This is a genomic window from Microbacterium sp. 13-71-7 (assembly GCF_002257455.1).
Lineage (GTDB): Bacteria > Actinomycetota > Actinomycetes > Actinomycetales > Microbacteriaceae > Microbacterium.
Genome location: NZ_NCKN01000029.1, coordinates 1 through 26,190, shown reverse-complemented (window position 1 = coordinate 26,190; position 26,190 = coordinate 1). Strand labels below are relative to the sequence as shown.

Here is a 26,190-nt window from a genome sequence, read left to right as displayed (position 1 = left end):
AGGCCGAGACCGTGCGCAAGATGATCGTCGCGATGTCCAAGGACATCCGCGTGCTGATCATCAAGCTCGCGGACCGCCTGCACAACGCTCGCACGTGGGGCTTCGTCCCGCCGGAGAAAGCGGCGAAGAAGGCCACCGAGACGCTCGAGATCTATGCGCCGCTCGCGCACCGCCTCGGAATCCAGGCGATCAAGTCGGAGCTCGAGGACCTGTCCTTCGCGGTGCTGCACCCGAAGATCTACGCCGAGATCGACAGCCTCATCAAGCAGCGCACCCCGCAGCGGGAGAAGTACATCCGCGAGGTCGTGGACGCGGTCGAGAGCGACCTGCGCGACCTGCGCGTGCGCGGCAAGGTCGCGGGTCGACCGAAGCAGCTGTACTCCGTGTACCAGAAGATGGTCGTGCGCGGACGCGAGTTCGACGACATCTACGACCTGATCGGGATCCGCGTGCTGGTCAGCACCGTCCGCGACTGCTACGCGGTGCTCGGCGCCATCCACGCCCGTTGGACGCCGCTGCCCGGCCGGTTCAAGGACTACATCGCCACCCCGAAGTTCAACCTCTACCAGTCGCTGCACACCACCGTGATCGGCCCCGGCGGCCGCACCGTGGAGATCCAGATCCGCACGCACGAGATGCACCAGCAGGCCGAGTTCGGCGTGGCGGCGCACTGGATGTACAAGGAGCGGATGAACGGCGGCGGCAAGGGGTCGACGGCCGACGCCGATATGACCTGGCTCGCGCACATCTCCGACTGGCAGGCGGAGACCGCCGACCCCAGCGAGTTCCTCGACTCGCTGCGGTTCGAGATCGGCGCGAAGGAGGTCTACGTCTTCACGCCCCAGGGCAGGGTCATCGGACTCCCGTCGGGGGCGACGCCCGTCGACTTCGCCTACGCCGTGCACACCGAGATCGGCCACCGCACGATGGGCGCCAAGGTCAACGGCCGCCTCGTGCCGCTGGAGACCGCGCTGAACAGCGGCGACGTGGTCGAGGTGTTCACCTCGAAGAACCCCGACGCCGGACCCAGCCAGGACTGGCTGACCTTCGTCAAGAGCACCCGTGCACGCAACAAGATCCGCGGATGGTTCACGAAGGAGCGCCGCGAGGAGGCGATCGAGCAGGGCAAGGAGGCCATCGCGCGCGCGATGCGCCGGCAGAACCTGCCGCTGCAGCGCCTGATGAACCAGGACTCCTTCGCCGAGGTCGCCCAGCAGCTGCGCTATGAGGACGTTTCGGCGCTGTACGCGGCGGTCGGCGAGGGCCACGTGTCCACGCAGTCCGTGCTGGAGAAGGTCACCGCCCTCATCTCCACGACCGAGGACACCTCGACCGGCGCGATCGACCTCCCCGCCCATGGGCGCAGCCGAGCCCCGCGCGAGGGAGACTCCGGAGTGCTGGTGCGCGGCGCCTCGGACATCCTCGTGAAGCTCGCGAAGTGCTGCACGCCGGTGCCGGGCGATGAGATCGTCGGGTTCGTGACGCGGGGGAGCGGCGTGTCCGTGCACCGCTCGGACTGCGTGAACGTCAAGGCGCTGTCGGTCGAGAAGGACCGCATGGTGGACGTCGAGTGGGCGCCGACCACGCGCAGCATCTTCCTGGTGCAGATCCAGGTCGAGGCGCTGGACCGTTCCGGCCTGCTGTCGGACGTCACGCGGGTGCTCAGCGAGCACCACGTGAACATCCTGTCCGCGACCGTGCAGACCACCAACGATCGTCTGGCCCTGAGCCGGTTCGTCTTCGAGATGGGCGACACCGTGCATCTGGATCGCGTGCTGAACGCGGTGCGCCGGATCGACGCCGTCTACGACGTCTACCGCGTCACCTCGTCCTGAGCGGCGGACGCGGCCAGGAAGGACGACGGATCCGCGTCATGCGCGGCGAGGAACCTCGTGATGCGGTGATGGCCCGGCCCGCGGCGCATGCCCGCAAGGCGCGCGGTCGCGCGTCCGACGAGAGCCGGATCCGCCTGCACGAGCAGCCGCGCCCACTCGTGCCGTTCAGGGAGCGTCACGGGCCAGCGCAGCAGATCGATGAGGGTGCGCTCCGGCGTCGTCACCGCGACCCCGCCGAGGCGCTGCAGGTCGGCGGGGCCCAGGATCGGGTCGTGCACGATGATCCGGCGCGTCGCGGGGGCGCGCAGCCGGCGGCCCGAGGCGCTCTGTATCTCGTGCGGCTCCGGGGCGGCGTCGCCCGCGCCGTGGATCCACGCGGCACTCATGCCGGCGAACGCCGCGCCGGGCATCCCCGGTATGAGCGGGATCAGCGAGGCGGCGCGCAGCACCGCGGTCTCCACGAGATCCGCGGGGGCGAAGGTCTCGCCGAGACCGACGACGTCGCCGTCCAGGCGCGCCGCGGTGAGCTCCGCGAGGGAGAGCCGATCTCCGGGGACGTGCAGGAAGGCGCCGCGCATGCCTTCAGTGTGGGGCAGACGCCACAGGGCGGGGATCCGAAGACCCCCGCCCTGTGGACAACTCCGACGACCGTCGGCGTGTGACGCCTGCTCAGCCGTCGAGCGCGTTCAGCCAGGCGCGCCGGGCCTCGAGCGCCTCGGTCGCCTCCTTGAGCGCCTTGGCGTTCCCGGACTTCTCTGCCGCGTCGCGCTCGGCCTCGAGCTTGGCGATTGCCTGCTGGAGCTGCTCGCTCATCGCGCCGGCGCGGGCCTTCGTCTCCGGGTTGTTGCGCTTCCAGTCGACGTCCTCGCGCGACTTGAGCTCCTGCTCGATGACGCGCAGGCGGTCGTCCAGCGCGCGCTCCTTCTCGCGCGGGAAGATCCGGCCGACCTCGTCCCACTGGCGCTGGATGCGGGTCAGCAGCGCCCGGGCCTTGGTGAGGTTCGGCTCGTCGGCGACGGCCTTGGCCTCCTCGAGCAGTGCGGTGCGCGCCTCGATGCGGGGAGCGGACTCGGCCTCGGTCGCCGCGGCCTGCTCGGCACGCGCCGAGTAGAGCGCGTCACCCGCCGCCTTGAACCGGGCCCACAGCGCGTCGTCGGCCTTGCGACCCGCGCGGCCGGCGGCCTTCCACTCGTCGAGCAGGCCGCGGTAGGCGGGGATCCCGTCGACGCCCTTGGGCGCCAGGGCCTCCGCGCGCTCGACCAGACGCGACTTGCGGTCGCGGGCGGCCTTGTGCGTCTCGTCGAGCTCGGCGTAGAACGCGCGGCGCTGGCGATCCACCGTGGCGCGCGCGTCGCGGAATCGCTTCCAGAGCTGGTTCGCGGCGCCCTTCGGCAGACGGGGGCCGTTCTGCTGGTGGTTCTGCCATGCGTCGAAGAGCGCGCCCATCTCCTCGGTGACCTTCTTCCACTGCACGGAGGAGAGGTCCTGCGCGGCGATGGCCTCCGAGCGCTCCACGAGGGCGGTGCGCTCGGCGATGGCCGCATCGACGGCGGCCTTGGCCTCGGCGGCCTCCGCGGCGGAGGCGTCGGCGAGGGAGCCGGTCAGCGCGTCGAGGCGGGCGCGCAGGTTCGCGAGATCGCCGACCGCGGCGGCGTCGGTGACCTCCGCGACGAGGTGCTGCGCCTGCTTGGCGAGATCCGTGGCGCCGGAGCCGCCGGCCTGTACGCGCTGCTCGAGCGTGTTCACCTTGAAGGCGAGGTCCTCGAACTTGCGCACGAAGTAGGCGAGCGCCTCCGCAGGGGTGCCGTCGGGGTACTGCCCGACCTCGCGCCACTCCTCACCCTCGCGCACCGACACGGTTCCGTCCTCGGTCACGCGTCCCCACTCGGCGGCGTCGCTCGTGCTCACGGGGGCCGGGGCGACGGGTGCGGCGGGCGCGGCCGGGCGGATCGCCGATGCCGGCGGACGCGGCATGGCCGGGGGCCGGGGCATCGCCGACGGACGCGGCGCGGGCGCGGGGGCGGCCGGCTTCTCCTCGGAGACCGGTGCCGACTCGGGCGCGGCCTCCTCGGCGGGGGCGTCCGCGACCTCGGCAGGCGCGACCGCCTCCTCAGCGGGGACGTCAGACTGCTCGGCGGGGGCGTCGGACGGCCCGGAAGGGGTCGAGGCCTGGGCGGCGCCGGGCTCCGCGGCCTCCGCCGCGTCGACCTCGGGCGCGTCGGCGACAGGCGTCGCGGCGTTCTCGATGTCGGGCTGCGAGGCGTCGGTCGGGTTTACGGGGGTGTGCTCTTCGGTGGACACGGTGAACTCCTTGCGCGGCGTGCCGCGGGAGGCGGAAAGGACAGGGCCAGCCTAGTACGCCGGACCGGCGCGCGAGAGGGGCGCGACTCAGCCGGCCGGGGTCTCCGTCGCCGTCGGCACGGGGGTGGGAGGGGTGCTCGGCTGGTCCGTCGGGCTGATGGTCGGGGAGGGGGACGGCGCAGGTGCGGTGGCGTCCGCATGCACGACCTGGCTCACGATGGCGGCGATCACGATGACGGCTCCGGCGACCACGGCGATGGTGTTGTCGCGCACCCTGCGCCGGACGCTCCTGGCATGCAGATCCTGGCGTGCGGCGTGCAGGCGGGCGCGCTCCTGCTGGACACGTGCGCGCTGGTCGCGGGCGTTCGTCGGGCGGCGAGCGGCCATGGATCCTCCCTGGATGTCGAGGACCGAGCCTATCGCGAGAGCCTCGGCCCTTCGCGCACGGCGAGCCGTCGACGTGCGGTGCGCGCCGCTCTGTCGGCGCACGCCGTTAGCCTTGACCGCATGACTCCTGCAGCTCCGCTGATGACCGGCCAGACGCCGCTCGCCGTGCGGATGCGACCGATCTCGCTGGACGAGGTCGCAGGGCAGCAGCATCTGCTGCGCCCCGGATCGCCGATCGTGACCCTCGCGGATCCGGCGGCGAAGACCGCGTCGAGCGTCTCGATGATCCTCTGGGGTCCTCCCGGGACGGGCAAGACCACCCTCGCGCAGGCCATCGCGCGTTCGTCGGGACGCCGCTTCGTGGAGCTCTCCGCGATCACGGCCGGCGTGAAGGACGTGCGCGAGGTCATGCAGGAGGCGCTGAACCAGCGCGACCTCTACGGCCAGTCGACGATCCTCTTCCTCGACGAGATCCACCGCTTCACCAAGGCGCAGCAGGACGCGCTGCTGCCTGGGGTCGAGAACGGCTGGGTGATCCTGATCGCCGCGACCACGGAGAACCCGTCGTTCTCGGTGATCTCCCCGCTGCTGTCCCGGTCGCTGCTGCTCACGCTGAAGCCCCTCACCGATGAAGACATCGGCATCCTGATCGACAGGGCCGTGGCGGATCCGCGGGGCCTCAACGGGCGCGCGGCCCTGGACGACTCGGCCCGTGCGGCGCTCATCCGGCTCGCCTCGGGCGACGCGCGAAGGGCGCTCACCGGCCTCGAGGCCGCCGCGGCCGTCGCGGCCTCGCCGGACCGCCTGACCGAGGACGAGACGCCGACGGTCACGGACGACGACGTCGCGCAGGCGGTGGATCGCGCGCTGCTGCGCTACGACCGCCAGGGCGACGAGCACTACGACGTCATCAGCGCGTTCATCAAGTCGATCCGCGGCTCCGACGTCGACGCGGCCGTGCACTACCTGGCCCGGATGATCGAGGCGGGGGAGGATCCGCGCTTCATCGCGCGAAGGCTCGTGATCTCGGCATCGGAGGACATCGGCCTCGCCGACCCGCAGGCGCTCGTGATCGCCGTCGCGGCGGCCGACGCCGTCGCCTTCATCGGCATGCCGGAGGGGCGGATCCCGCTCGCCGAGGCGACCGTCTACCTCGCGACGACCGCGAAATCCAATGCCGCCTATCTGGCGATCGACGCGGCGATCGCCGACGTCCGCGCAGGCGGGTTCGGGCGGGTGCCCGTGCATCTGCGCGACGCGCACTATCCCGGTGCCAAGCGCCTCGGGCACGGCAAGGGCTATCGCTATCCGCACGACAACGACGCGGGGATCGTCCCGCAGCAGTATCTCCCGGACGAGTTGCAGGGGCGCCGCTACTATCAGCCCAAGGCGCTCGGTGGAGAGCGCGAGGTCCAGGCACGCCTGGAGCGCATCAGGAGGATCCTGGGGGAGGGGTAGACCACCGTGGCACGAGCCGTCCCGAGGATCCCGCCCGACCGCGACCTCTCGATCGACTTCGTGCGTGCGATCTGCCTGCCCGTCGTGGTGCTGCTGCATGCGCTGCAGATGGGCATCGCGGGCGATCCGCTTCGCGCCTTCAACGCCCTCGCGGAGTGGAAGCCGCTGACGGCGATCACCTGGGTCGGCATGATCATGCCGACGTTCTTCATCGCCGGCGGCTTCGCGGGGATCACCACGTGGCGGCGCGTGCACGGCGCCGGCGGGACGGCGGCCGAGTACATCCGCGCCAGGATGCTGCGTCTCGCGCGCCCGGTGCTGTTCGCGATGCTCGGCGTGCTGGGGGCGATGGGCGTCCTCGCGCTCAGCGGAGCGGATCCGGAGTTCCTGCGGACCTTCGCGTTCCGCCTGGCCGAGCCGCTCTGGTTCATCGCGGTCTATGCGATCTGCACCTCGTTCGTTCCGCTGATGGCGGCGCTGCACCGCCGTGCCGCCTGGGCGACGTACTTCACGCTCGCCGCCCTCGCGGTGGCGGTCGACCTGGTGGACCGGTACCTGCATGCGCCCGTCGGCGCGCTGAACTGGCTGTTCGTGTGGCTGTTCGTGCAGCAGCTCGGCTTCGGGGTGCGGGATCAGTGGTACTCGCGCCGTCCGCGCTGGCTGCTGCTCGTGCTCGCCCTGGCCGCCTACGCCCTCATGGCCGTCGCCGTGCTCGGCATGGGATACGACCCGGACATGATCGCGAACCTTAACCCGCCGACCGTGCTTCTGCTGCTGCTCGGTCTCGCCCAGGTGTACCTGTTCACGCTGCTGCAGCCCGCGATCCGCGCGGCGATGCGTCGGCGCCCCGTGCTGGTCGGGATCGGCGCACTCGGCATGTTCGGGATGGTCATCTACCTGTGGCACACGGTGGCGATGGCCGTCGTGGTCGGAGTGCAGCTCGCGCTCGGACTGCCCTTCCCTCCTGTCCTCACGACGGCGTGGTGGGTCACGCGGATCCCGTGGGTGCTCGCGATCGTCGCCGTGCTCGCGGTGCTCTGCCTCATCGTGCCGCGTCTGGAACGGCTCTGGCCGGACGAGCGCTCCCGGCGCATGCCCCTGTGGGCGGCGCTCGTGTGCGCCGCCGCACTCGTCGCGAGTGTCGGCTGGGTGCTCACCCAGGGGTATCTCACGCCCGGAACGGGGGCGGCGATCATCCTGCTCGCCGCGGCGATCGCGTGGCTCACGGCCGGCGGACCCGCAGGCGGCGTTCCGCGTGATGCGGCGCCGGGGCGCTCCGACCGCACCGAGACGGGCGCTCAGGCCTGATCTGATAGCATGGACCGGCTCGAAACCGTGTTTTCGGGCATCTCTCCACTCCTGCAACACCCTCTCGTCCGCCCCGGCGTGCGCTCGTGAGGGGCGGAATCGAGACGATACGTCCGCGAGCCGTGACCGACACGGCCGCGTATCGAAAGGAACGCTTCGTGGTTACGAAGTCCCAGGACCGCCGCAAGGTGCGTCTGTCGCGCGCCCTCGGCGTCGCACTCACCCCGAAGGCCGCCCGCTACCTCGAGAAGCGTCCCTACGCTCCGGGTGAGCACGGCCGCACCAAGCGCAAGGCCGACAGCGACTACGCCGTTCGTCTGCGCGAGAAGCAGCGTCTTCGCGAGCAGTACGGCATCCGCGAGAAGCAGCTGGTCATCCAGTTCAACGAGGCCCGTCGCAAGGACGGTCTGACCGGTGAGAACCTCGTCGAGCAGCTCGAGATGCGTCTGGACGCGCTCGTCGTCCGCGCCGGTTTCGCGCGTACCACCGCGCAGGCCCGTCAGCTCGTCGTGCACCGTCACATCCTCGTCGACGGCCAGCTCGTCGACCGCCCGTCCTTCCGCGTGAAGCCGGGTCAGCTCATCCACGTCAAGCCCAAGAGCGAGGGCCTCGAGCCCTTCCAGGTGGCGGCTGCCGGCGGTCACGCCGAGGTGCTGCCCCCGGTTCCGGGCTACCTCGAGGTCGAGCTCGACAAGCTGGAGGCCCGTCTGGTCCGTCGTCCGAAGCGCGCAGAGGTCCCCGTGACCTGTGACGTGCAGCTGGTCGTCGAGTACTACGCCGCGCGCTGAGTCCAGCGACTCTGTTCTCGGAGTTCAGCGAACTCCGAGAACACGCCGAGGAGGCGTCGGGGGTATCCCCGGCGCCTCCTTCGCGTTTGCGCATACGATGGAGACCGTTGTGACGTGCGACCCGAACCGGAGGTGGTGACATGAAGACCCTGCTGTGGTTCCTCATCGGCGTGATCGGCGGCTTCGTCGCCGCGCACTTCCTGAACAAGGATCCGCGCGGACACGACGTGCTGACGGCCGTCGACGACCGGATCAACGAGTTCACCGGGATCCTCGCCGACGCGTTCCACGCGCAGGAGGCCCGCCTCACTCAGGACGGTCCCGCGCACTGACGCGGATCCGCTCCCACCCGATTCCGCGCTTCGGCGCGCCCTGACAGCAAGGACCCCTCGACGAGCATGAAGACCGCGGAGATCGCGCAGCGCTACCTGAGCTACTTCGAGAAGAACGATCACCTCATCGTGCCCTCGGCGTCGCTGGTCAGCGACGACCCCTCGCTGCTGTTCACCGTGGCCGGCATGGTGCCGATGATCCCGTACCTCACGGGCGTGGTCCCCGCTCCGCATCCGCGCATCGCCGACCTGCAGAAGTGCATCCGCACCAACGACATCGAAGAGGTCGGACGCACGGCGCGGCACGGCACCTTCTTCCAGATGCTCGGCAACTGGTCGTTCGGGGACTACTTCAAGGAAGGCGCGATCCGCTACGCCTGGGAGCTGCTGACCTCCTCGGAGAGCGATGGCGGACTCGGCTTCGACGAGAAGGATCTCTGGGTCACGGTCTTCGAGACGGACGACGAGGCCGAGGCCATCTGGCGCGACGTGATCGGGCTGAAGCCGGAGCGCATCCAGCGACTCGGCCGCGCGGACAACTACTGGAACACCGGCCAGCCCGGCCCCGGCGGACCCGACAGCGAGATCTTCTTCGACCGCGGTCCGGCCTACGGGCAGGACGGGGGACCGGCCGCCGACGACAACCGGTTCCTGGAGATCTGGAACCTCGTGTTCATGCAGGATTTCATCGACAACATCCGCGGAAAGACCGAGTTCGACATCGTGGGCGAGCTCCCGATGAAGAACATCGACACCGGCATGGGCCTCGAGCGCGTCGCCTTCCTCAAGCAGGGCGTCGAGAACATGTACGAGACCGATCAGGTGCGCCCGGTGCTGGACCGCGCAGTCGAGCTGTCCGGACTCCGGTACGGCGCCGAGCACGCCGACGACGTCCGCTTCCGAGTGGTCGCGGACCACGTGCGCTCTTCGCTCATGCTGCTCTCCGACGGTGTGCGCCCCTCGAACGAGGGCCGCGGCTACATCCTGCGCCGGCTGATGCGGCGCACCGTGCGGTCGATGCGCCTTCTCGGCGTCGACGAGCCCGTCTTCCCCGAACTGTTCGCCGCGTCCAAGGACGCGATGAAGACCGCCTATCCGATCCTCGAGCAGGACTGGGCGCAGCTCTCCGCGGCCGCGAACGCGGAGGAGGAGACCTTCCGTCGCACCCTGGACGCCGGATCGACCATCCTCGACCTGGCTCTGGCCGACACGAAGAAGTCCGGCTCGGAGACCTTGAAGGGCTCCGAGGCGTTCCTGCTCCACGACACCTACGGCTTCCCGATCGATCTCACGCTCGAGATCGCCGAGGAGGCAGGGCTGAACGTCGACCGCGCCGCTTTCGACTCCCTGATGCAGGAGCAGCGCTCCCGCGCCAAGGCCGATGCGCGCAACCGCAAGCGCCAGATCGCCGACGTCTCCGTGTACGGCGACCTGCGCGCGAAGGGCGAGACCGCGTTCCTCGGCTACGACGAGCTCGAGACGAGCTCGACCGTCCTCGGGATCCTCGTCGACGGCCGGCCCGTCCGCAGCGCCGCCGAGGGCCAGGTGGCCGAGGTCGTCCTCGCCGAGACCACGCTCTACGCCGAATCGGGCGGCCAGGTCGCCGACAAGGGCGTCATCACCGGCCCGGGCTACGCGCTCGAGGTGCTGGACGTGCAGCGTCCCGTCCCCGGCCTCATCAGCCACACGGTCGAGGTGACCACCGGCGTGGTCTCGATCGACGCCCCGGCGACCACGACCGTGGACGCGGCCAACCGCCGTGCCGCGCGTCAGGCGCATTCCGCCACGCACCTCGTGCACGCGGCCCTGCGCGACACGCTCGGCAAGACCGCGACCCAGGCCGGATCCCTGAACCGCGCCGGCTACCTGCGCTTCGACTTCTCCTGGGGTCAGGCGCTGTCCGGCGACACGAAGACCGAGATCGAGGAGATCGCGAACCGCGCCGTGCAGGACGGCCTCGAGGTCACCACGCGGATCATGTCGCTCGACGACGCGAAGGCTGCGGGCGCGATGGCGCTGTTCGGCGAGAAGTACGGCTCGACCGTGCGCATGGTGGACATCGGCGGCCCCTGGTCGCGCGAGCTGTGCGCAGGAACGCACGTGTCCTCGAGCGCCGAGATCGGCCTGATCAACCTCGTCGGCGAGTCCTCCGTCGGCGCATCGAACCGTCGCGTCGAGGCTCTCGTCGGCGCGGATGCGTTCCGCGAGTTCGCCGCCGAGCGCGCCCTCGTCTCCCAGCTCACCTCGGCACTCAAGACGCCGCGCGACCAGCTCACCGAGCGCGTGTCCGACCTGGCCGCCCAGCTCAAGGCGGCCGAGAAGCGGATCGCCCAGTTCGAGGCCGCCGAGCGCGCCGGGCGGGTCCCCGCGATCGCGCAGACCTCGACGTCCCTGGGCGCACTGCAGTTCGTGGCGCACGACCTCGGCGAGGTCGGCGGGGCGGACGAGGTGCGCGAGATCGCGACCGGCGTGCGCGACACGTTCGGTTCCGCGGCCGCGGTCGCGGCGATCTCCGGGATCGCGAACGGCCGGCCGATGGTGGTCATCGCGACCAACGACTCCGCCCGCGCGCAGGGCGCGAAGGCCGGGGCTCTGGCCAAGATCGCCGCTGGCGTGCTCGGCGGCGGCGGAGGCGGTCGCGACGACGTCGCGCAGGGCGGCGGATCCGATGCGGCGGCGCTGCCTGCGGCGTTCTCCGCGATCGAGCAGGAGCTGCGTCGCGCGTGACCGGGTTCCGACGGGGCGTACGGCTCGGCATCGATGTGGGCCGCGCCAGGATCGGCGTGGCCCGGTGCGATCCCGACGGCCTGCTCGCCGTCCCGGTCGAGACCGTGCCGCGCGGTGACACGGCCGTCGCTCGGATCGCCGAGCTCGCAGGCGAGTACGAGCCGCTCGAGCTCGTCGTCGGCCTGCCGATCAACCTCCGCGGCGAGGACACCGCCTCGACCGCAGACGCCCGCGAGTTCGCGGAGGCTCTCGCCCGCGCCTGCGGGATCCCCGTGCGCCTGATCGACGAGCGGCTGAGCACGGTCTCCGCGCACCAGGCGCTGCGCGCCTCCGGACGCACACAGCGCAACTCCCGCGGGGTCGTGGATCAGGCTGCCGCCGTCGTGCTGCTGCAGCACGCGATCGACACCGAGAAGAACACCGGTGCCCCGGCCGGTGCGGCCCTGATTCTCGATGAGGAGAACATCTGACATGTCCGACCGATCGCCGTCGGCCGCCACGCCGGAGAACGACCCCGTCTCGCCCGACCTCTTCGGTGCGCTGCCGGATCCGCAGGTGCAGGCCCCTCGCCCTGCCGAGCAGCCCGCGGTCCCGGGGTCGCGTCGCGCGGCCCGCGCGTCCGCCGCCTCGTCCCCCGCATCGTCGGCATCGCCGTCGGACGAGGGCGCCGCCGCCCCCGCGGAGCACCACGATCCGTTCCACTCGACGCTCGAGGCCCTGTTCCACCACGAGACCGAGCCGCCGACCGCACCGAAGCGGAAGAAGCGCCGCGGCTGCCTGATCGCGCTGCTCGTCGTCTTCGTGCTCGTCGCCGGCGCCGCGGGTGGCGGACTGTGGGTGTGGAACGCCTACGGCGACAAGATCAGCGAGGTCATGGGCTGGGGGCCCTCCAAGGACTTCGAGGCGGGTCAGGCCACCGGCAACGCGCTCGTGACCATCAAGAAGGGCGATGGCGGGCAGCAGATCTCCCGGGCCCTGTACGACGCGGGGGTGACGAAGACCTCCGGCGTCTTCTACGACATGCTGGTCAAGGAGAACATCGCGACCACGTTCTACCCCGGCGTCTACAAGCTCGAGTTGAAGATGACGGCTGCTGCCGCGCTCAAGGCCCTCAACGACCCGAAGAACAAGATGCAGAACTCCGCGGTGATCCCGGAGGGGCTCTCGGTCGCCGAGACCATCTCGCGCATCGCGCAGAGCGTGGACGTGCCGCTCGCGGACCTCCAGGCCGCGGTGAAGAACCCCGCGGACTACGGCGTGAACGCGCCGTCGCTCGAGGGCTGGCTGTTCCCGGCGCTCTACGAGTTCCCGCCGGGGGCGACCGCGAAGGACGTGGTCTCGACGCTCGTGCAGCGCACCAGGGAGTCGCTCAGCGCCGCCGGAGTCCCGTCCGCGGACGAGCAGCGCGTGCTCACGATCGCGTCGATCATCCAGCGCGAGGCGCGCGCGGAGGGCGACTTCTACAAGGTCTCCCGCGTGATCCAGAATCGTCTGGATCAGGGGATGAAGCTGCAGATGGACTCGACCGCGCAATACGGCTACGGCGAGCTGCACAGCGGATCCGCCAGCACCTCGGATGCGGCGCAGACGGATGACAACCCGTGGAACACCTACGTGATCGACGGGCTTCCGAAGACGCCGATCGCGAACCCCGGTGACAAGGCGATCGACGCCGCGATGCACCCGGCCGCAGGATCCTGGCTGTACTTCGTGACCGTCAACATGGACACCGGCGAGACCGTCTTCAGCAACACGTACGAGGAGCACCAGAAGTACGTGGCGCAGATGCAGGAGTGGTGCAAGGCGCACCCGGACTCGGGCTGCTGACATGCCCGTCGTCGGCCCCGCGGGATCGCGTCTGGCGGTCTGGGGCGATCCGATCGATCACAGCCGCTCGCCGGATCTGCACGGCGCCGCCTACCGCCTGCTCGGCCTGGACTGGGAGTACGGCCGCCGCCGGGTGGACGAGGCCGGATTCGACGCCGCGCTGGACGCACTGGATGCCACCTGGCGCGGGCTCTCGCTCACGATGCCGCTGAAGGAGCGCGCGCACGCGCGCGCCGACCGGCTCGACGAGGACGCGCTGCTCACCGGTGCGGTGAACACGCTGCTGCTCGGCGAGGAGGTCCGCGGGTTCAACACGGACGTCGGCGGGCTGACGTCCGCCCTCGTGGCCGGCGGCCTCGGTGCGGCGGGCACGGCGCGCGTGCTCGGCGGCGGGGCGACGGCGCGGTCCGCGCTGGTGTCGCTGCGGCGCCTCGGTGTCGGTGTGGTCGAGCTCAGCACACGGCGCGCGGAACAGGCCGCAGAGCTGGCCGGATTCGCGGACCGGATCGGACTGCGGGCGACCACGGCGGAACTCGGATCCGAGGCGGTCCGGTCGGCCGTCGATCTGACGATCTCGACCCTTCCCGGCACCGCGGTGCTTCCGGACGGCGTCATGTCGGCGCTGGCGGGCCGCGGGGGTGCGCTGTTCTCCGCCGCCTACGCGCCCTGGCCCACGCCGCTCGTCCTGGCGTGGACCGACGCTCCCGTCCTGAGCGGACTCGAGATGCTCCTGCACCAGGCGGTGCGGCAGATCCGCATCTTCCTGCACGGGGACGCCGAGCAGGAGCTCCCCGATGAGCCCGGCGTGCTCGAGGTCATGCGGGCGGCGCTGCGCTGAACGCGCGCAGGTCATGCGGGCGGGCGGGCCCCGAACGCATGGGAGACTAGGGGAATGCTCCGCGTGCTCACGGCCGGCGAATCGCACGGCCCCGAACTCATTGCCGTCATGGAGGGTCTGCCTGCGGGCGTCCCGCTGTCGCGTGAGGCGATCCAGTCCGATCTGCAGCGCCGCAAGCTCGGCTATGGGCGCGGATCGCGGATGAAGTTCGAGCAGGACGAACTGTCGATCTCCGGCGGAGTGCGCCACGGCTTCTCCCTCGGCAGCCCGATCGCGATGCGGATCGGCAACACCGAGTGGCCCAAGTGGGTCGAGGTGATGAGCGCAGATCCCGTCGAGCTCACCGACAAGTCCCGTGGACGCAGCGCGGCACTGACCCGCCCTCGTCCCGGCCACGCCGACCTCGTCGGCATGCAGAAGTACGGGTTCGACGAGGCCCGCCCGATCCTGGAGCGCGCGAGCGCCAGGGAGACCGCCGCCCGTGTCGCGCTCGGCGCCGTGGCCCGCGCCTTCCTGGGCGAGCTCGGCATCCGCCTGGTCAGCCACACCCTATCGATCGGGCCGGTGCAGGTGCCGGAGGGATCCGCGCTGCCGACGCCGGACGACGTCGAGACGCTGGACGCGGATCCGCTGCGCTGCTTCGACGCCGAGACGTCCGCGCGCATGGTCGACGAGGTCGACGCGGCGCGCAAGGACGGCGACACTCTCGGCGGCATCGTCGAGGTGCTGGCCTACGGACTCCCGCCGGGACTCGGCTCCCACGTGCACTGGGACCGCAGACTGGACGCGCGGCTCGCATACGCGCTCATGGGCATCCAGGCGATCAAGGGCGTCGAGGTGGGCGACGGATTCGAGACGACCCGCCGGCGCGGATCCGCGGCGCACGACGAGCTCTTCGCGACGGGCGACGGCATCAGCCGCGGCTCCGACCGTGCGGGCGGCACCGAGGGCGGAATGTCCACCGGGACCGTCCTGCGCGTGCGTGCCGGCATGAAGCCGATCGCCACCGTCCCGCACGCGCTGCGGACGGTCGACATCGCCTCGGGCGAGCAGGCCACCGCGCACCACCAGCGCTCCGACGTCTGCGCGGTGCCCGCCGCGGGCGTCGTCGCAGAGGCGATGGTCGCGATCGAGCTCGCGAACTCGGTGCTGGAGAAGTTCGGCGGCGACAACGTCGCAGAGACCCGTCGCAATCTCGAGGCGTACCTCGCCGCGATCCCGGAGGAGCTGCGCACGACGCCGGCCTCCGAGGCGGCGCTGATCCTGCACGATGAGCTCGGCTGAGGCGCAGGCGCCGGAGCTGCTGGTCCTCGTGGGTCCCATGGGGTCCGGCAAGACCAGCATCGGCCGCAGGGTCGCCAAGGCGACAGGGCTCCGCTTCGTCGACACGGACAAGGCGATCGTGCACGAGCACGGACCGATCCCGGCGATCTTCGCGGAGCACGGGGAGGCGCAGTTCCGTGCGTGGGAGCGCGAGGCGGTCGCCGAGGCGGTCGCCGCCGGCGGGGTGATCTCGCTGGGCGGGGGAGCGGTGCTCGCTCCGGAGACCAGGGCGCTGCTGCGCGCCGCGCCGGTCGTGCTGCTGACGGTCTCCCCGGAGGCGGTGGCGGCGCGGATCGCCGGTGACGGACGCCCCCTGCTGCACGGCGAGGAGGATCCGGTCCAGCGCTGGACCAGGATCTACGCCGAGCGGCGGGCGCTGTACGAAGAGGTCGCCGACGCGCACTTCGACACCTCACGGGTGCCGATGTCGCGGGTCGCCGAGCAGGTCGTGGAATGGATGAGAGGACGAGCATGAGCGCGGAGCACAACGACGGGGTCACGACGATCGCGGTGACGGGGAGCACCCCGTACGACATCAGCGTGGGACGGAACATCCTGGATCGCGTCTCCGCGGCGCTGGCGCCGAGCGTCCGCAAGGTGCTCGTCGTGCACCCGCCCACCCTCGCCGACCGCGCCGCGCAGCTCCGCGACCGCATCGTCGCCGACACCGCGAACGGTCCGCGCGAGGTGCTGCTCGCCGAGATCCCGGACGCCGAGCAGGGCAAGCGCATCGAGGTGGCGCAGTTCCTGTGGCAGATCATGGGCCAGGCGGACTTCACCCGCACCGACGCGGTCGTCGGCTACGGCGGCGGGGCGGTCACCGACCTCGCCGGCTTCGTCGCGGCGACCTGGCTGCGCGGCGTGCAGATCGTCCAGGTGCCGACCACCGTGCTCGGGCTGGTCGACGCGGCCGTGGGCGGCAAGACCGGCATCAACACGAACGAGGGCAAGAACCTCGTCGGCGCCTTCTGGGCGCCCCGCGCCGTGATCGGCGATCTCGACGAGCTCTCCAGCCTCACGCCGAACGAGGCGACCGCCGGCTTCGCGGAGGTCGTCAAGGCGGGGTTCATCTGGGCGCCCGAGATCCTCGACATCATCGAGGCGGATCCGGCCCGCGCCGTGGACCCGCTCACCCCGGAGTTCCGCCGGGCGGTCGAACTCGCGATCGGCATGAAGGCCGACGTCGTCTCGGAGGACTTCCGCGAAGCCGGTCAGCGCGAGATCCTCAACTACGGTCACACGCTCGGGCACGCGATCGAGCACGCCGAGCGCTATCGCTGGCGCCACGGCGCCGCGATCTCGGTGGGCATGCTGTTCGCGGCCGAGCTCTCCCGGCTGGCCGGGCGGCTCTCCGACGACGACGCCAACCGGCACCGCACGATCCTGGAGTCCCTGGGGCTCCCGACGTCGTACCGGGCCGGGGCGTGGCCGACCCTGCTGTCCACCATGCAGCGCGACAAGAAGAGCCGGGGCGGGATGCTGCGCTTCATCGTGCTGGACGGCATCGCCAAGCCGACCGTGCTGCAGGCCCCAGACGAGTCGCTGCTCTTCGCCGCCTATCAGGAGGTGGGCGAGTGAGCATCGAGGTGCGCCGCGTCCGCGCCACGGAGTGGACCGGTGTCCGTGACCTGCGCCTGCGGGCACTGCAGGATCCGGTCGCCGCGCTCGCGTTCCTCGACACCTTCGAGAACGCCTCGGCGCAGCCCGACGCGTTCTGGCAGCATCGCACCGCGAACGCGGCCGAGGGCGGTCCCAACGCGCAGTTCGTGGCGATCGCGGACGACGGCGAGTGGTTCGGGACGGCCACGGTGCTGCCCTCCGGGCTCGAGGGCCCGGAGTCCACCGCGCTCGTCGTCGGCGTCTACGTGGCCGAGGGGCATCGCGGAGCGGGGGCCATCGAGGCCCTCTTCGACGAGTGCGCGACCTGGTCCGCCGAACAGGGCGCCCACGGGCTCACGCTCGAGGTGCACGTGGACAATCACCGCGCCCAGGCGGCGTACGAGCGCTGTGGGTTCACGCGCACCGGGCAGATCACCGAGCTCGAGAACGGGCGCGAGTACGTGATGGTGCGCCCGCTCGTCCCCGACGCGCGCTGATACCGTGAGCACGTGACCACGCCGCGCCGCCTGCTCCTCGTCAACGGACCGAACCTGAATCTGCTCGGCCTGCGCGAACCGGGGATCTACGGATCCGCGACGCTCGCCGACGTCGAGCGGATCACGGCGGAGGCCGCAGGGGCGTACGGCTACGAGATCCGCGCGGTGCAGAGCAACCACGAGGGCGTGCTCCTGGACGCGATCCACGACGCGCGCGAGGACTGCGGCGGCATCGTGATCAACGCCGGGGCCTATACGCACACCTCGGTCGCCCTGCGCGACGCGCTCACCGGCGTCGCCCTGCCGTTCGCCGAGATCCACATCTCCGACGTGTACGCGCGGGAGGAGTTCCGGCACCATTCGTACCTCACGGACGTGGCCGCGGTGCATGTCGTGGGGGAGGGCGTGCAGGGATACGCGACCGCGACGCGCCGCCTGATCCTGCTGCTCGAGGGCCAGGCGGACGGCTGACCCGCGGCACCGCTCCGGCCGCTCTCACAGGCCGAACGGCGGGCATCCCGTAAGATTGAACGTCGGCCGCTCGGCCGCGAACCTCAGGAACGGACTTCTCAGACCCATGGCATCGACCGCAGACATCAAGAACGGCGTCGTCCTCTCCATCGACGGACAGCTCTGGAACGTCATCGAGTTCCAGCACGTCAAGCCCGGCAAGGGCGGCGCGTTCGTCCGCACGAAGCTCAAGAACGTCGTGAGCGGCAAGGTCGTCGACCGCACCTACAACGCGGGCGCCAAGATCGACATCGAGAACGTCGACCGCCGCGACTTCACCTACCTGTACACCGATGGCGACAACTACGTCTTCATGGACCAGGAGGACTACGACCAGATCAACGTGGCCGCCGCCACGGTCGGCGACGCGAAGAACTTCATGCTGGAGAACCAGCAGGTCCAGATCGCGCTGAACAACGGCAACCCGCTCTACATCGAGCTCCCCGCCTCCGTCGTGCTCGAGGTCACCTACACCGAGCCGGGCCTGCAGGGCGACCGCTCGTCGGCCGGCACCAAGCCCGCCACCCTCGAGACCGGGTACGAGATCCAGGTTCCGCTGTTCCTGGAGACCGGCACCAAGGTCAAGGTCGACACGCGCACCGGCGGCTACCTCGGCCGCATCAACGACTGACGCGTGGGCGCCCGGACCAAGGCGCGCAAGCGCGCCCTCGACATCCTCTTCTCCGCCGACGTGCGCGGTGACGACCTCGCGGTGACGCTCGCCGCCGAGGCCAAGCGCGCTTCCGCCGAGCCCGCCCGCGAGGCCTCCTGGCTCTATGCGCGCGAGATCGTCGACGGGATCATCGATCACCGCGACGAGATCGACGAGCAGATCACCACGCACAGCCGTGACTGGAAGCTCGACCGGATGCCGGCCGTGGACCGGGCGCTGCTGCGCATCGGCGTGTGGGAGATCCTCCGCAACGACGAGGTCCCGACGGCCGTCGCGATCGACGAGGCGGTGGAGCTCGCGAAGGAGTTCTCGACCGACGAGTCCGGCGCGTTCGTGCACGGAGTGCTCGCACGGGTCGCGCGCTCGGCCTGAACCGATCGTTCCGCGACCTCCCGTGCGGAGCGTGCCCGTCCTTCTCGGGGCGCAGGATCCCGGCTTCTGCCGCGATCCTGCGCCCCGAGCCGTAGCGGCACGCTCGGGAACGCGACCGGCGGTGTCCGTGGCCTGCACGAGGATGGATCATCATGACCTCCGCTGACGCCGACGACTGGCGCGTGCTGCTGCCGTCCACCCGGGCGAGCGGCGCCTCGCTGGCCCTCGGGGTCGAGCTCCGCCGGCGCGACCGCGCCGATGCCAGGCACTGGGCGTCGCGCCCCTTGCGCACGGCCACCGCGCGGGACCTGGTCAAGGATCCTGGCGAGCTGTTCCTCGCCGTCCGGCCGCTGCGGCGCAACGACGCGGGATCGGCGTGGGTGCAGTCCGACGCCGACTGGGACGCGGTCCGTCGAACCGGTACGCGCTACGACGCGACGCACTCGCGCTGGTTCGCGGACCTGCTGAGCATCTCCCGCGACTCGCTGCTGTCCGGCACCGCGGGGGACTGGCTGCTGCTGGACCCGGTCGCGTCGCCGCTGCTGTGGCCGCATCTGCAGTCGGCGTCCGCGGCCGGCATCGCCCTGGTCGCGACCGAGCGCAGCACTCGGCTGCAGTGGTCGGACGAGCTGCGGATCGTGGTGGACATCGCCGCCGACGGCGACGGCGGGCTCCTCCTGTCCGCCTCGGCGGACGCCGCGGGAGAGTCCTTCCCCGCCACCGCGACGCAGGCGGTGGGATCCGGAGGCGTGTACGCGCATCGCGTCGTCGGCAAGAGGATCGATCTCGTGCTCGGCCGGGTGTCGCTGACCGACGGCCTCAGGGCGCTCCTGTCCGCGCCTGCGGGGCTGTCCGTCGCGCCGGTCGACAGGAAGGCCTTCTTCCGGGACGGGTATCCGACGATCATGCGCGGGGCCGTCGTGCGCGCGGGACACGGGGTCGCGCTGCCGGCTCCGCCGAAGCCGGTGCCGCTTCTCGTCGTCGACTTCCGCCCCGACGACGTCGTGGCGTACCGGCTGCACTGGGACTACCCGGGGTACGCGCGCTTCCCGCTCGATGAGCGCGCGGCCGAGTCCGGGATCCGTGACGGGACCGCGGAAGGGCGGCTGCGTCCGTCCGTGTTCGCGGCCTGGACCGAGGTCACTGGATTGCCGCTCCTGCTCGCCGGCACGCTGCGCGACGCCGACGCCGCCGAGTTCGTCTCCCACCTGGTGCCGTCCCTCGAAGCGCGCGGCATCGTCACGGAGACGACCGGCACACCGCGCACCTACGCGGAGCTCACCGGCGACCCGGCGATCACCGTCAGCACGGTCGAGAGCACCGATCCCGACTGGTTCGAGCTCGGCATCCTGGTGCGCATCGACGGGCGCACCATCCCGTTCGAGCCGCTGTTCCGAGCGCTCGCCCTGCGTCAGGGCAAGCTCAAGCTCGTCGACAACACCTGGTTCTCGCTGCGCCACCCCGCCTTCGACCGGCTCAAGGAGCTTCTGGACGAGGCGGCGGAACTCGCCAAATGGGAGACCGGCCCGAGGATCGCGCGCACCCACCTGACGCTGTGGGAGGACTTCGAGGATCTCGCGGACGAGACCCTGCCGGCGCGGACCTGGCGGGCCGCCGTCGAGGGGCTCCGCGCGGATCCGAGCGCGGACCCGGTACCGGTCCCGGCCGCCGTCACCGCGGAGCTGCGCCCCTATCAGCGCGAGGGGTTCACGCGGCTGGCCCGGCTCTGGCAGCATCGCCTCGGCGGAATCCTCGCCGACGACATGGGCCTCGGCAAGACGCTGCAGCTGCTCACGCTCATCGCGCACGCGCGGGAGCGTCAGGGCGACGCCGCGCCATGGCTGGTCGTGGCGCCCACGTCGGTGCTCCCGGTCTGGCAGCGCGAGGCCGAGCGCTTCGCGCCGGGGCTGCGCGTCGCGGTCGCCGGCCGCACGCGCGACGCGCACGGCGTCGATCTCGCCGCCCACATCGGCGATGCGGACCTCGTGATCACCTCGTACACCGTGCTGCGCCTTGACGCGGAGGAGTTCGCGCGCCGGCCGTGGTCGGGCGTCGTGCTCGACGAGGCGCAGAACGTGAAGAACCCGGCGACCAAGCAGCATCAGGCCGTCGCGGCGCTCGACGTCCAGGCGGTCTACGCCGCGACCGGCACCCCGCTGGAGAACGGCCTGGGGGAGCTGTGGGCGCTGCTGAGCCTCACCTCGCCCGGCCTGTTCGCCTCGGCGCGGCGGTTCCGCGAGGACTTCATCCAGCCGATCGAGCAGGGCAAGGTGCCGGAGAACGCCGAGGGCGCCCCCTTCCGGCGCGCCCGCATCGACCTGCTGCGACGGCGGATCCGCCCGTTCCTGATCCGCCGGACCAAAGAGCTCGTCGCACGCGACCTCCCGGAGCGCCAGGAGCAGGTGCTGCGCGTCGAGCTCGGCCCCGCGCACCGGCACCGCTACGACACCGTGCTGCAGCGCGAACGGCAGAAGATCCTCGGACTCCTGCCGGACCTCGACCGGCAGCGCTTCATCGTGTTCCGCTCGCTCACCATGCTGCGCATGCTGAGCCTGTCGCCCGGACTGATCGAGCCCGACGATGCGGGCATCGCGTCCCGCAAGCTCGAGGAGCTCGTCGAGCGGCTGATCGAGCTGAGATCCGAGGGGCACAGAGCGCTCGTGTTCAGCCAGTTCACGTCGTTCCTGGGCCTCGCGGCCGAACGGCTCCGCCAGGCGGGGCTCCGCGTGTCGTACCTCGACGGTTCGACCAGGGACAGGGACCGCGTCGTGCAGGACTTCAGGGAGGGGGATCAGGACGCGTTCCTCCTCAGCCTCAAGGCCGGAGGCACGGGGCTCACGCTCACCGAGGCCGACTACGTGTTCCTGCTGGATCCCTGGTGGAACCCGGCGGCCGAGGCGCAGGCCGCCGATCGCGCGCACCGGATCGGGCAGCAGAACCGCGTCTTCGTGTACCGGATGATCTCCGAGGGCACGATCGAGGAGAAGGTGCTCGCGCTGCAGCAGCGCAAGGCGCGCCTGTTCTCGGCGGTGCTCGACGACGAGGATCTGTTCGCGCAGTCCCTGACCGCCGACGACATCCGGGAACTGCTCGGCTGAGTGCAGGGGTGGCGGTCGCGGCGCCGTCGGATCCGGTTATGCACGGGCCGTCTCCAGGCCCGACCGGGACGGCCCCGGTAGGATCGACAGGTCCACACAGGAGGAGAAACATGCGGATCACGGGACTCGGGCATGCCGGGATGTTCATCGAGACGGTCGGCGGGAACATCATCTGCGACCCCGTTCTCGGACCGTCGTTCTACGGATCCTGGTTCCCGTTCCCCGACAACCGCGGCCTCGACTGGGAGCGCCTCGGACGCGAGGCCGACTTCCTCTACGTGTCGCACCGGCACCGCGACCACTTCGACCCGCGGCTGCTCGAGCGCTACATCCGCAAGGACATCGAGGTGCTCCTGCCGGAGTACCCGACCGACGACCTGGAGAAGGACCTCCGCGCCCTCGGCTACGAGAACATCACCTACGCGCCGGCCGGCGAGACCATCGAGCGCGGTGCGCTCAAGATCATGATCACCCCGCTGCGCGCCCCCAGCGACGGCCCGATCGGCGACTCCTCGCTCAGCGTCGACGACGGCTCCGGCTCGGTGCTGAACCAGAACGACTCGCACCCGCTCGACCTGGAGCGGCTGCTCACGTTCGGCAAGCCCGACGCCTACTTCACCCAGGTGTCCGGTGCGATCTGGTGGCCCATGGTCTACGACCTGCCGCTCGACGCCAAGCAGAACTTCGCCCGCCTGAAGCGCGAGGCGCAGAACAAGCGCGCGATGTACTACATCGAGAAGGTCGACGCCCCGCACGTCTTCCCGATGGCGGGCCCGCCGATGTTCCTCCGCGACGAGCTCTTCGACTTCAACGGCACCGGTCGCAACGGGGAGTCGATCTTCACGGACCAGAAGCAGTTCCTCGCGCACATGAACGAGCTCGCCCCGCAGTACGACGGGCATCTCTTCGTGCCGGGCACCGTGGTGACGCTCGAGAACCGTGAGATCGCCTCGGTCGAGCAGACCCTCTACAGCGAGGACGAGCTGCGTCACGTCTTCGACGAGAAGTGGGACTACCTCGAGGAGCAGCGGGCCACCCGGCAGCAGGAGCTCCGCGACGAGGAGGCCCGTCGCTCGCCGATCCTTCCCCCGGAGGAGATGCTCGCGGCGATCAAGGAGTGGTGGGAGCCGCTGCTCAAGAAGTCCCGCACGATCCGGCTCGGCGTGGGCGGCAACGTCCGCTTCCGCATCGGCGAGCTCGACATGGTGGTCGACTTCCCGAAGGCCAAGGTGCGCGAATACGCGGGGGAGGAGTGCATCTACTGGTACACGATCCCCGCCGACCTCGTCTCGACCAACATCGCCGATCATGAGATCGACTGGTCGAACTCGATCTTCCTGTCCATGCAGTTCTCCGTCGGACGCAGCGGCAAGTTCAACGAGTTCCTCACGACCTTCCTCAAGTGCCTGTCCGTCGACCGGATCGAGTACGTCGAGAACTGGTACCAGGAGCAGACCGACCAGACCGAGGACGCCGAGGTCGGCGACTGGATCGTGCAGCGCCGCTGCCCGCACCTGCGCGCGGACCTGACCCGCACCGGATCCGTCGACGAGGAGGGCGTGCTCACCTGCAGCATGCACGACTGGAAGTGGGATCTGAAGACGGGCCGCTGCCTGTCCACGAGCGGTCATCCGATCCGGGCCAAGCAGATCGACCCCGTCACCGAGGCCGCGCTCAGCGAAGCGTCCTGACACGCGCGAGAAACCACATCCTGCACGAGACGTCGCGTGAGACGCGGGATTTCCCGCAGGAAGCGGTTTCTCGCACTCCTCGCCGCGGCGGGGACGGCCGTCCGGCGTCCTCGGCCCGGGATCCTCTCCGCTAGACTGGATCCGTCTTCAGAAGCAACCTTTAACACCGTCCCGTGAGGCGGAGAAGGGAGCCGGCAGATGAGCGCACGTATCGTGCTGCAGGAAGCCGACATCAGGCGCGCCTTGACGCGCATCGCCCACGAGATCCTCGAATCAAACCGGGGAGCGGAGGATCTGATCCTCCTGGGCATCCCCACCCGCGGTGTTCCGCTCGCCGAGCGCCTCGCGATGCTGATCACGGAGATCGCGCAGACCGCCGTCCCGGTCGGATCGCTCGACGTCACGCTCTTCCGCGATGACCTGGCCAAGCACCCCACGCGATCGCCGCACCGCACGCACATCCCCGCCGGGGGCATCGACGGGAAGACCGTCGTCCTGGTCGACGACGTGCTCTTCTCCGGCCGCAGCATCCGGGCCGCCCTCGATGCGCTGCAGTCCATCGGCCGCCCCGCCGTCGTGCGCCTCGCGATCCTCGTCGACCGCGGACACCGCGAGCTGCCGATCCGCCCCGACTTCGTCGGTAAGAACATCCCCTCGTCCCGCGCGGAGCGCGTCAACGTGCGCCTGCGCGAGGACGACGGCGAGGAATACGTCTCGATCGAGGGAGGCGACGAATGAGGCATCTGCTCGACACCAGGACGCTCGCCCGCGAGGACGCGATGCGCATCCTCGACATCGCCGAGGACATGGCGGACACGCAGTCGCGCGAGGTCAAGAAGCTGCCGACGCTGCGCGGCAAGACCGTGGTGAACCTCTTCTTCGAGGACTCCACGCGCACGCGCATCTCGTTCGAGGCCGCCGCCAAGCGGCTCTCCGCCGACGTGATCAACTTCGCCGCGAAGGGATCCAGCGTCTCCAAGGGCGAGAGCCTCAAGGACACCGCGCAGACCCTGGAGGCGATCGGCGCCGACGCCGTCGTGGTGCGCCACCCCGCCTCCGGCGCACCGCGGACCCTCGCCACGAGCGGCTGGATCTCGGCCGGTGTCGTGAACGCGGGCGACGGCACGCACGAGCACCCCACCCAGGGGCTGCTCGACGCCTTCACGATCCGCAAGCGCCGCTTCGGCGCGGACAGCCGCGGCCGCGACCTGAGCGGCGTGCGCGTCGTGATCGTCGGAGACGTGCTCCACTCCCGGGTGGCGCGCTCGAACGTGTGGCTGCTGTCGACGCTCGGCGCCGAGGTCACGCTGGTCACCCCGCCGACGCTGATCCCGCAGGACGTCACGGCCTGGCCCGCGCGAGTGCTCTACGACCTCGACGCGGCCCTGGCCGAGGAGCCGGACGCGGTCATGATGCTGCGGATCCAGCTCGAGCGCATGCACGCGGCCTTCTTCCCCTCCGAGCGCGAGTACACCCGCCGGTGGGGGCTGGACGCGGCGCGGCTGCGGCGGCTGCCCGACGATACGATCGTGATGCACCCCGGTCCGATGAACCGCGGACTGGAGATCTCCTCCGATGCCGCCGATTCGGCCCGCTCCACCGTGCTGGAGCAGGTCACGAACGGCGTGTCCGTGCGGATGGCGGTGCTGTACCTGCTGCTGGCCGGGGAGCGCCCCGAGCCGGACCGCGCGGGGACGGGTGCCGCGACCGAGGAGTTCGAGATGAATCGAGGAGACCGATGACCGAGAGCCTGCTTTTCCGAGGCGCGAAGATCCTCGGCGCCGATTCCGCGGACATCCTCGTCCAGGACGGGCGGATCGCCGAGGTCGGATCCGGCCTCTCGGCCGCCGGCGCCCGCGTGATAGACGCCGACGGCCTGGTCGCGCTGCCCGGCCTGGTCGACCTGCACACGCACCTGCGCGAGCCCGGATACGAGGCCAGCGAGACCGTCCTCTCCGGAACCCGCGCCGCGGCCGCAGGCGGCTTCACCGCCGTGTTCGCGATGCCCAACACCTCGCCCGTGGCCGACTCGGCGGGCGTGGTCGAGCAGGAGCTCGCCCTGGGCGAGGCCGCCGGCTACGCCACCGTCCAGCCGATCGGCGCGGTCACCGTCGGGCAGAAGGGCGAGCGGCTCGCCGAGCTCGGCGCGATGGCCTCCTCGCGGGCGAACGTCCGCGTCTTCAGCGACGACGGCTTCTGCGTGTGGGATCCGCTCATCATGCGCCGCGCCCTCGAGTACGTGAAGGCCTTCGACGGCGTGATCGCGCAGCACGCGCAGGATCCGCGGCTCACCGAGGGCGCGCAGCTGAACGAGGGCGCCGTCTCCGCGGAACTCGGCCTCACCGGCTGGCCCGCGGTCGCCGAGGAGTCGATCATCGCGCGCGACATCCTGCTCGCCGAGCACGTCGGATCCCGGCTGCACGTCTGCCACCTCTCCACCGCGGGCTCGGTCGAGCTCATCCGCTGGGCGAAGAAGCGCGGTGTCGCCGTGACCGCCGAGGTCACGCCGCACCACCTGCTGCTGACCGACGAGCTGGCCCGCGGCTACGACGCGCGGTTCAAGGTCAACCCGCCTCTGCGCACCCAGGAGGACGTGCTCGCCGTGCGCGAGGGCCTGGCCGACGGC

At 70.8% G+C, this 26,190-nt stretch carries 24 protein-coding genes; 21 read left to right on the top strand and 3 right to left on the bottom strand.

Translation table 11 applies throughout. From position 1 onward, the window contains the following. The coding region (locus B7X32_RS04780; protein ID WP_292716834.1) for a bifunctional (p)ppGpp synthetase/guanosine-3',5'-bis(diphosphate) 3'-pyrophosphohydrolase at positions 1-1,835 on the top strand (1,835 nt) is incomplete at its 5' end. Here the strand turns inward: B7X32_RS04780 and B7X32_RS04775 are convergent. The 3 genes from B7X32_RS04775 to B7X32_RS04765 form a co-directional block, all read right to left on the bottom strand. Beyond that, positions 1,814-2,413 (bottom strand): type IV toxin-antitoxin system AbiEi family antitoxin, encoded by a 600-nt coding sequence (locus tag B7X32_RS04775; RefSeq protein WP_292716831.1) that lies wholly within the window; start codon positions 2,411-2,413, stop codon positions 1,814-1,816. The two genes, B7X32_RS04780 and B7X32_RS04775, sit on opposite strands and share 22 nt — an antisense overlap. A gap of 91 nt (positions 2,414-2,504) precedes the next feature. Next, positions 2,505-4,136, bottom strand: a complete 1,632-nt coding sequence (locus B7X32_RS04770; protein ID WP_366246950.1) for a DUF349 domain-containing protein — start codon at positions 4,134-4,136, stop codon at positions 2,505-2,507. A gap of 87 nt (positions 4,137-4,223) precedes the next feature. Continuing rightward, the gene (locus tag B7X32_RS04765) at positions 4,224-4,523 is read right to left on the bottom strand and encodes a hypothetical protein (protein WP_292716829.1); all 300 of its coding nucleotides are present in this window, start codon (positions 4,521-4,523) and stop codon (positions 4,224-4,226) included. 120 nt (positions 4,524-4,643) lie between these two features. Between B7X32_RS04765 and B7X32_RS04760 the strand changes: the two genes are divergently transcribed. The 20 genes from B7X32_RS04760 to B7X32_RS04665 form a co-directional block, all read left to right on the top strand. Further along, positions 4,644-5,981 carry a replication-associated recombination protein A gene (locus tag B7X32_RS04760; RefSeq protein ID WP_292716828.1) on the top strand — a complete coding sequence of 446 codons (1,338 nt, stop codon included), beginning with the start codon at positions 4,644-4,646 and terminating at the stop codon, positions 5,979-5,981. Positions 5,982-5,987: 6 nt separating this feature from the next. Further along, entirely contained in the window at positions 5,988-7,289 is a 1,302-nt protein-coding gene (locus B7X32_RS04755; protein WP_292716825.1) for an acyltransferase, read from the top strand. A gap of 158 nt (positions 7,290-7,447) precedes the next feature. Next, positions 7,448-8,077 (top strand): 30S ribosomal protein S4, encoded by a 630-nt coding sequence (rpsD, locus tag B7X32_RS04750; RefSeq protein WP_292716821.1) that lies wholly within the window; start codon positions 7,448-7,450, stop codon positions 8,075-8,077. 140 nt (positions 8,078-8,217) lie between these two features. Further along, positions 8,218-8,409: a hypothetical protein gene (locus B7X32_RS04745; RefSeq protein WP_292716818.1), complete on the top strand. Its 192-nt coding sequence runs from the start codon at positions 8,218-8,220 to the stop codon at positions 8,407-8,409. 66 nt (positions 8,410-8,475) lie between these two features. Continuing rightward, positions 8,476-11,136: an alanine--tRNA ligase gene (gene alaS, locus B7X32_RS04740; RefSeq protein WP_292716816.1), complete on the top strand. Its 2,661-nt coding sequence runs from the start codon at positions 8,476-8,478 to the stop codon at positions 11,134-11,136. Further along, positions 11,133-11,606, top strand: a complete 474-nt coding sequence (gene ruvX, locus B7X32_RS04735; protein WP_292716814.1) for a Holliday junction resolvase RuvX — start codon at positions 11,133-11,135, stop codon at positions 11,604-11,606. Before alaS ends, ruvX begins: the two co-directional genes overlap by 4 nt. Position 11,607: 1 nt before the next feature. Further along, positions 11,608-12,963 (top strand): endolytic transglycosylase MltG, encoded by a 1,356-nt coding sequence (mltG, locus tag B7X32_RS04730; protein ID WP_292716811.1) that lies wholly within the window; start codon positions 11,608-11,610, stop codon positions 12,961-12,963. A 1-nt stretch (position 12,964) separates the two neighbouring features. Next, positions 12,965-13,801, top strand: coding sequence for a shikimate dehydrogenase (locus tag B7X32_RS04725; RefSeq protein WP_292716809.1), 837 nt, complete (start codon positions 12,965-12,967; stop codon positions 13,799-13,801). 54 nt (positions 13,802-13,855) lie between these two features. Next, on the top strand, positions 13,856-15,085 hold the full coding sequence (gene aroC, locus B7X32_RS04720) for a chorismate synthase (protein WP_292716807.1): 1,230 nt from the start codon (positions 13,856-13,858) through the stop codon (positions 15,083-15,085). Continuing rightward, entirely contained in the window at positions 15,072-15,599 is a 528-nt protein-coding gene (locus tag B7X32_RS04715; RefSeq protein ID WP_292716804.1) for a shikimate kinase, read from the top strand. The genes aroC and B7X32_RS04715 overlap by 14 nt, the downstream gene beginning before the upstream one ends. Next, positions 15,596-16,702 carry a 3-dehydroquinate synthase gene (aroB, locus tag B7X32_RS04710; protein ID WP_292716801.1) on the top strand — a complete coding sequence of 369 codons (1,107 nt, stop codon included), beginning with the start codon at positions 15,596-15,598 and terminating at the stop codon, positions 16,700-16,702. Before B7X32_RS04715 ends, aroB begins: the two co-directional genes overlap by 4 nt. After that, on the top strand, positions 16,699-17,220 hold the full coding sequence (locus tag B7X32_RS04705) for a GNAT family N-acetyltransferase (protein ID WP_292716798.1): 522 nt from the start codon (positions 16,699-16,701) through the stop codon (positions 17,218-17,220). Before aroB ends, B7X32_RS04705 begins: the two co-directional genes overlap by 4 nt. A 12-nt stretch (positions 17,221-17,232) precedes the next feature. Further along, complete coding sequence (gene aroQ / locus B7X32_RS04700) at positions 17,233-17,691, top strand: type II 3-dehydroquinate dehydratase (protein WP_045273063.1); 459 nt, start codon at positions 17,233-17,235, stop codon at positions 17,689-17,691. A gap of 106 nt (positions 17,692-17,797) precedes the next feature. Next, on the top strand, positions 17,798-18,361 hold the full coding sequence (gene efp, locus B7X32_RS04695) for an elongation factor P (RefSeq protein ID WP_045273064.1): 564 nt from the start codon (positions 17,798-17,800) through the stop codon (positions 18,359-18,361). A gap of 3 nt (positions 18,362-18,364) precedes the next feature. Then, complete coding sequence (nusB, locus tag B7X32_RS04690; RefSeq protein ID WP_292716787.1) at positions 18,365-18,775, top strand: transcription antitermination factor NusB; 411 nt, start codon at positions 18,365-18,367, stop codon at positions 18,773-18,775. Between the two features lie 152 nt (positions 18,776-18,927). Continuing rightward, a complete protein-coding gene (locus B7X32_RS04685; RefSeq protein ID WP_292716784.1) occupies positions 18,928-21,873 on the top strand; it encodes a DEAD/DEAH box helicase in 2,946 nt (981 codons plus the stop codon). A 110-nt stretch (positions 21,874-21,983) separates the two neighbouring features. Next, on the top strand, positions 21,984-23,564 hold the full coding sequence (locus B7X32_RS04680) for a Rieske 2Fe-2S domain-containing protein (RefSeq protein ID WP_292716781.1): 1,581 nt from the start codon (positions 21,984-21,986) through the stop codon (positions 23,562-23,564). A gap of 198 nt (positions 23,565-23,762) precedes the next feature. Continuing rightward, a complete protein-coding gene (gene pyrR, locus B7X32_RS04675; RefSeq protein WP_292716778.1) occupies positions 23,763-24,302 on the top strand; it encodes a bifunctional pyr operon transcriptional regulator/uracil phosphoribosyltransferase PyrR in 540 nt (179 codons plus the stop codon). Next, the gene (locus B7X32_RS04670; protein WP_292716774.1) at positions 24,299-25,306 is read left to right on the top strand and encodes an aspartate carbamoyltransferase catalytic subunit; all 1,008 of its coding nucleotides are present in this window, start codon (positions 24,299-24,301) and stop codon (positions 25,304-25,306) included. The genes pyrR and B7X32_RS04670 overlap by 4 nt, the downstream gene beginning before the upstream one ends. After that, a partial coding sequence (locus B7X32_RS04665; RefSeq protein WP_292716771.1) for a dihydroorotase occupies positions 25,303-26,190 on the top strand: 888 nt, incomplete at its 3' end. The genes B7X32_RS04670 and B7X32_RS04665, both read left to right, overlap by 4 nt.

What these genes read in the sequence shown, in the direction of transcription:
- B7X32_RS04775 (WP_292716831.1), bottom strand. Translation starts at nt 2,413, where the DNA reads ATGCGCGGCGCCTTCCTGCACGTCCCCGGAGATCGGCTCTCCCTCGCG.
- B7X32_RS04670 (WP_292716774.1), top strand. Translation starts at nt 24,299, where the DNA reads ATGAGGCATCTGCTCGACACCAGGACGCTCGCCCGCGAGGACGCGATG.
- mltG (WP_292716811.1), top strand. Translation starts at nt 11,608, where the DNA reads ATGTCCGACCGATCGCCGTCGGCCGCCACGCCGGAGAACGACCCCGTC.
- B7X32_RS04745 (WP_292716818.1), top strand. Translation starts at nt 8,218, where the DNA reads ATGAAGACCCTGCTGTGGTTCCTCATCGGCGTGATCGGCGGCTTCGTC.
- pyrR (WP_292716778.1), top strand. Translation starts at nt 23,763, where the DNA reads ATGAGCGCACGTATCGTGCTGCAGGAAGCCGACATCAGGCGCGCCTTG.
- efp (WP_045273064.1), top strand. Translation starts at nt 17,798, where the DNA reads ATGGCATCGACCGCAGACATCAAGAACGGCGTCGTCCTCTCCATCGAC.
- B7X32_RS04765 (WP_292716829.1), bottom strand. Translation starts at nt 4,523, where the DNA reads ATGGCCGCTCGCCGCCCGACGAACGCCCGCGACCAGCGCGCACGTGTC.
- aroC (WP_292716807.1), top strand. Translation starts at nt 13,856, where the DNA reads ATGCTCCGCGTGCTCACGGCCGGCGAATCGCACGGCCCCGAACTCATT.
- B7X32_RS04685 (WP_292716784.1), top strand. Translation starts at nt 18,928, where the DNA reads ATGACCTCCGCTGACGCCGACGACTGGCGCGTGCTGCTGCCGTCCACC.
- alaS (WP_292716816.1), top strand. Translation starts at nt 8,476, where the DNA reads ATGAAGACCGCGGAGATCGCGCAGCGCTACCTGAGCTACTTCGAGAAG.
- B7X32_RS04715 (WP_292716804.1), top strand. Translation starts at nt 15,072, where the DNA reads ATGAGCTCGGCTGAGGCGCAGGCGCCGGAGCTGCTGGTCCTCGTGGGT.
- B7X32_RS04680 (WP_292716781.1), top strand. Translation starts at nt 21,984, where the DNA reads ATGCGGATCACGGGACTCGGGCATGCCGGGATGTTCATCGAGACGGTC.
- aroB (WP_292716801.1), top strand. Translation starts at nt 15,596, where the DNA reads ATGAGCGCGGAGCACAACGACGGGGTCACGACGATCGCGGTGACGGGG.
- B7X32_RS04725 (WP_292716809.1), top strand. Translation starts at nt 12,965, where the DNA reads ATGCCCGTCGTCGGCCCCGCGGGATCGCGTCTGGCGGTCTGGGGCGAT.
- B7X32_RS04760 (WP_292716828.1), top strand. Translation starts at nt 4,644, where the DNA reads ATGACTCCTGCAGCTCCGCTGATGACCGGCCAGACGCCGCTCGCCGTG.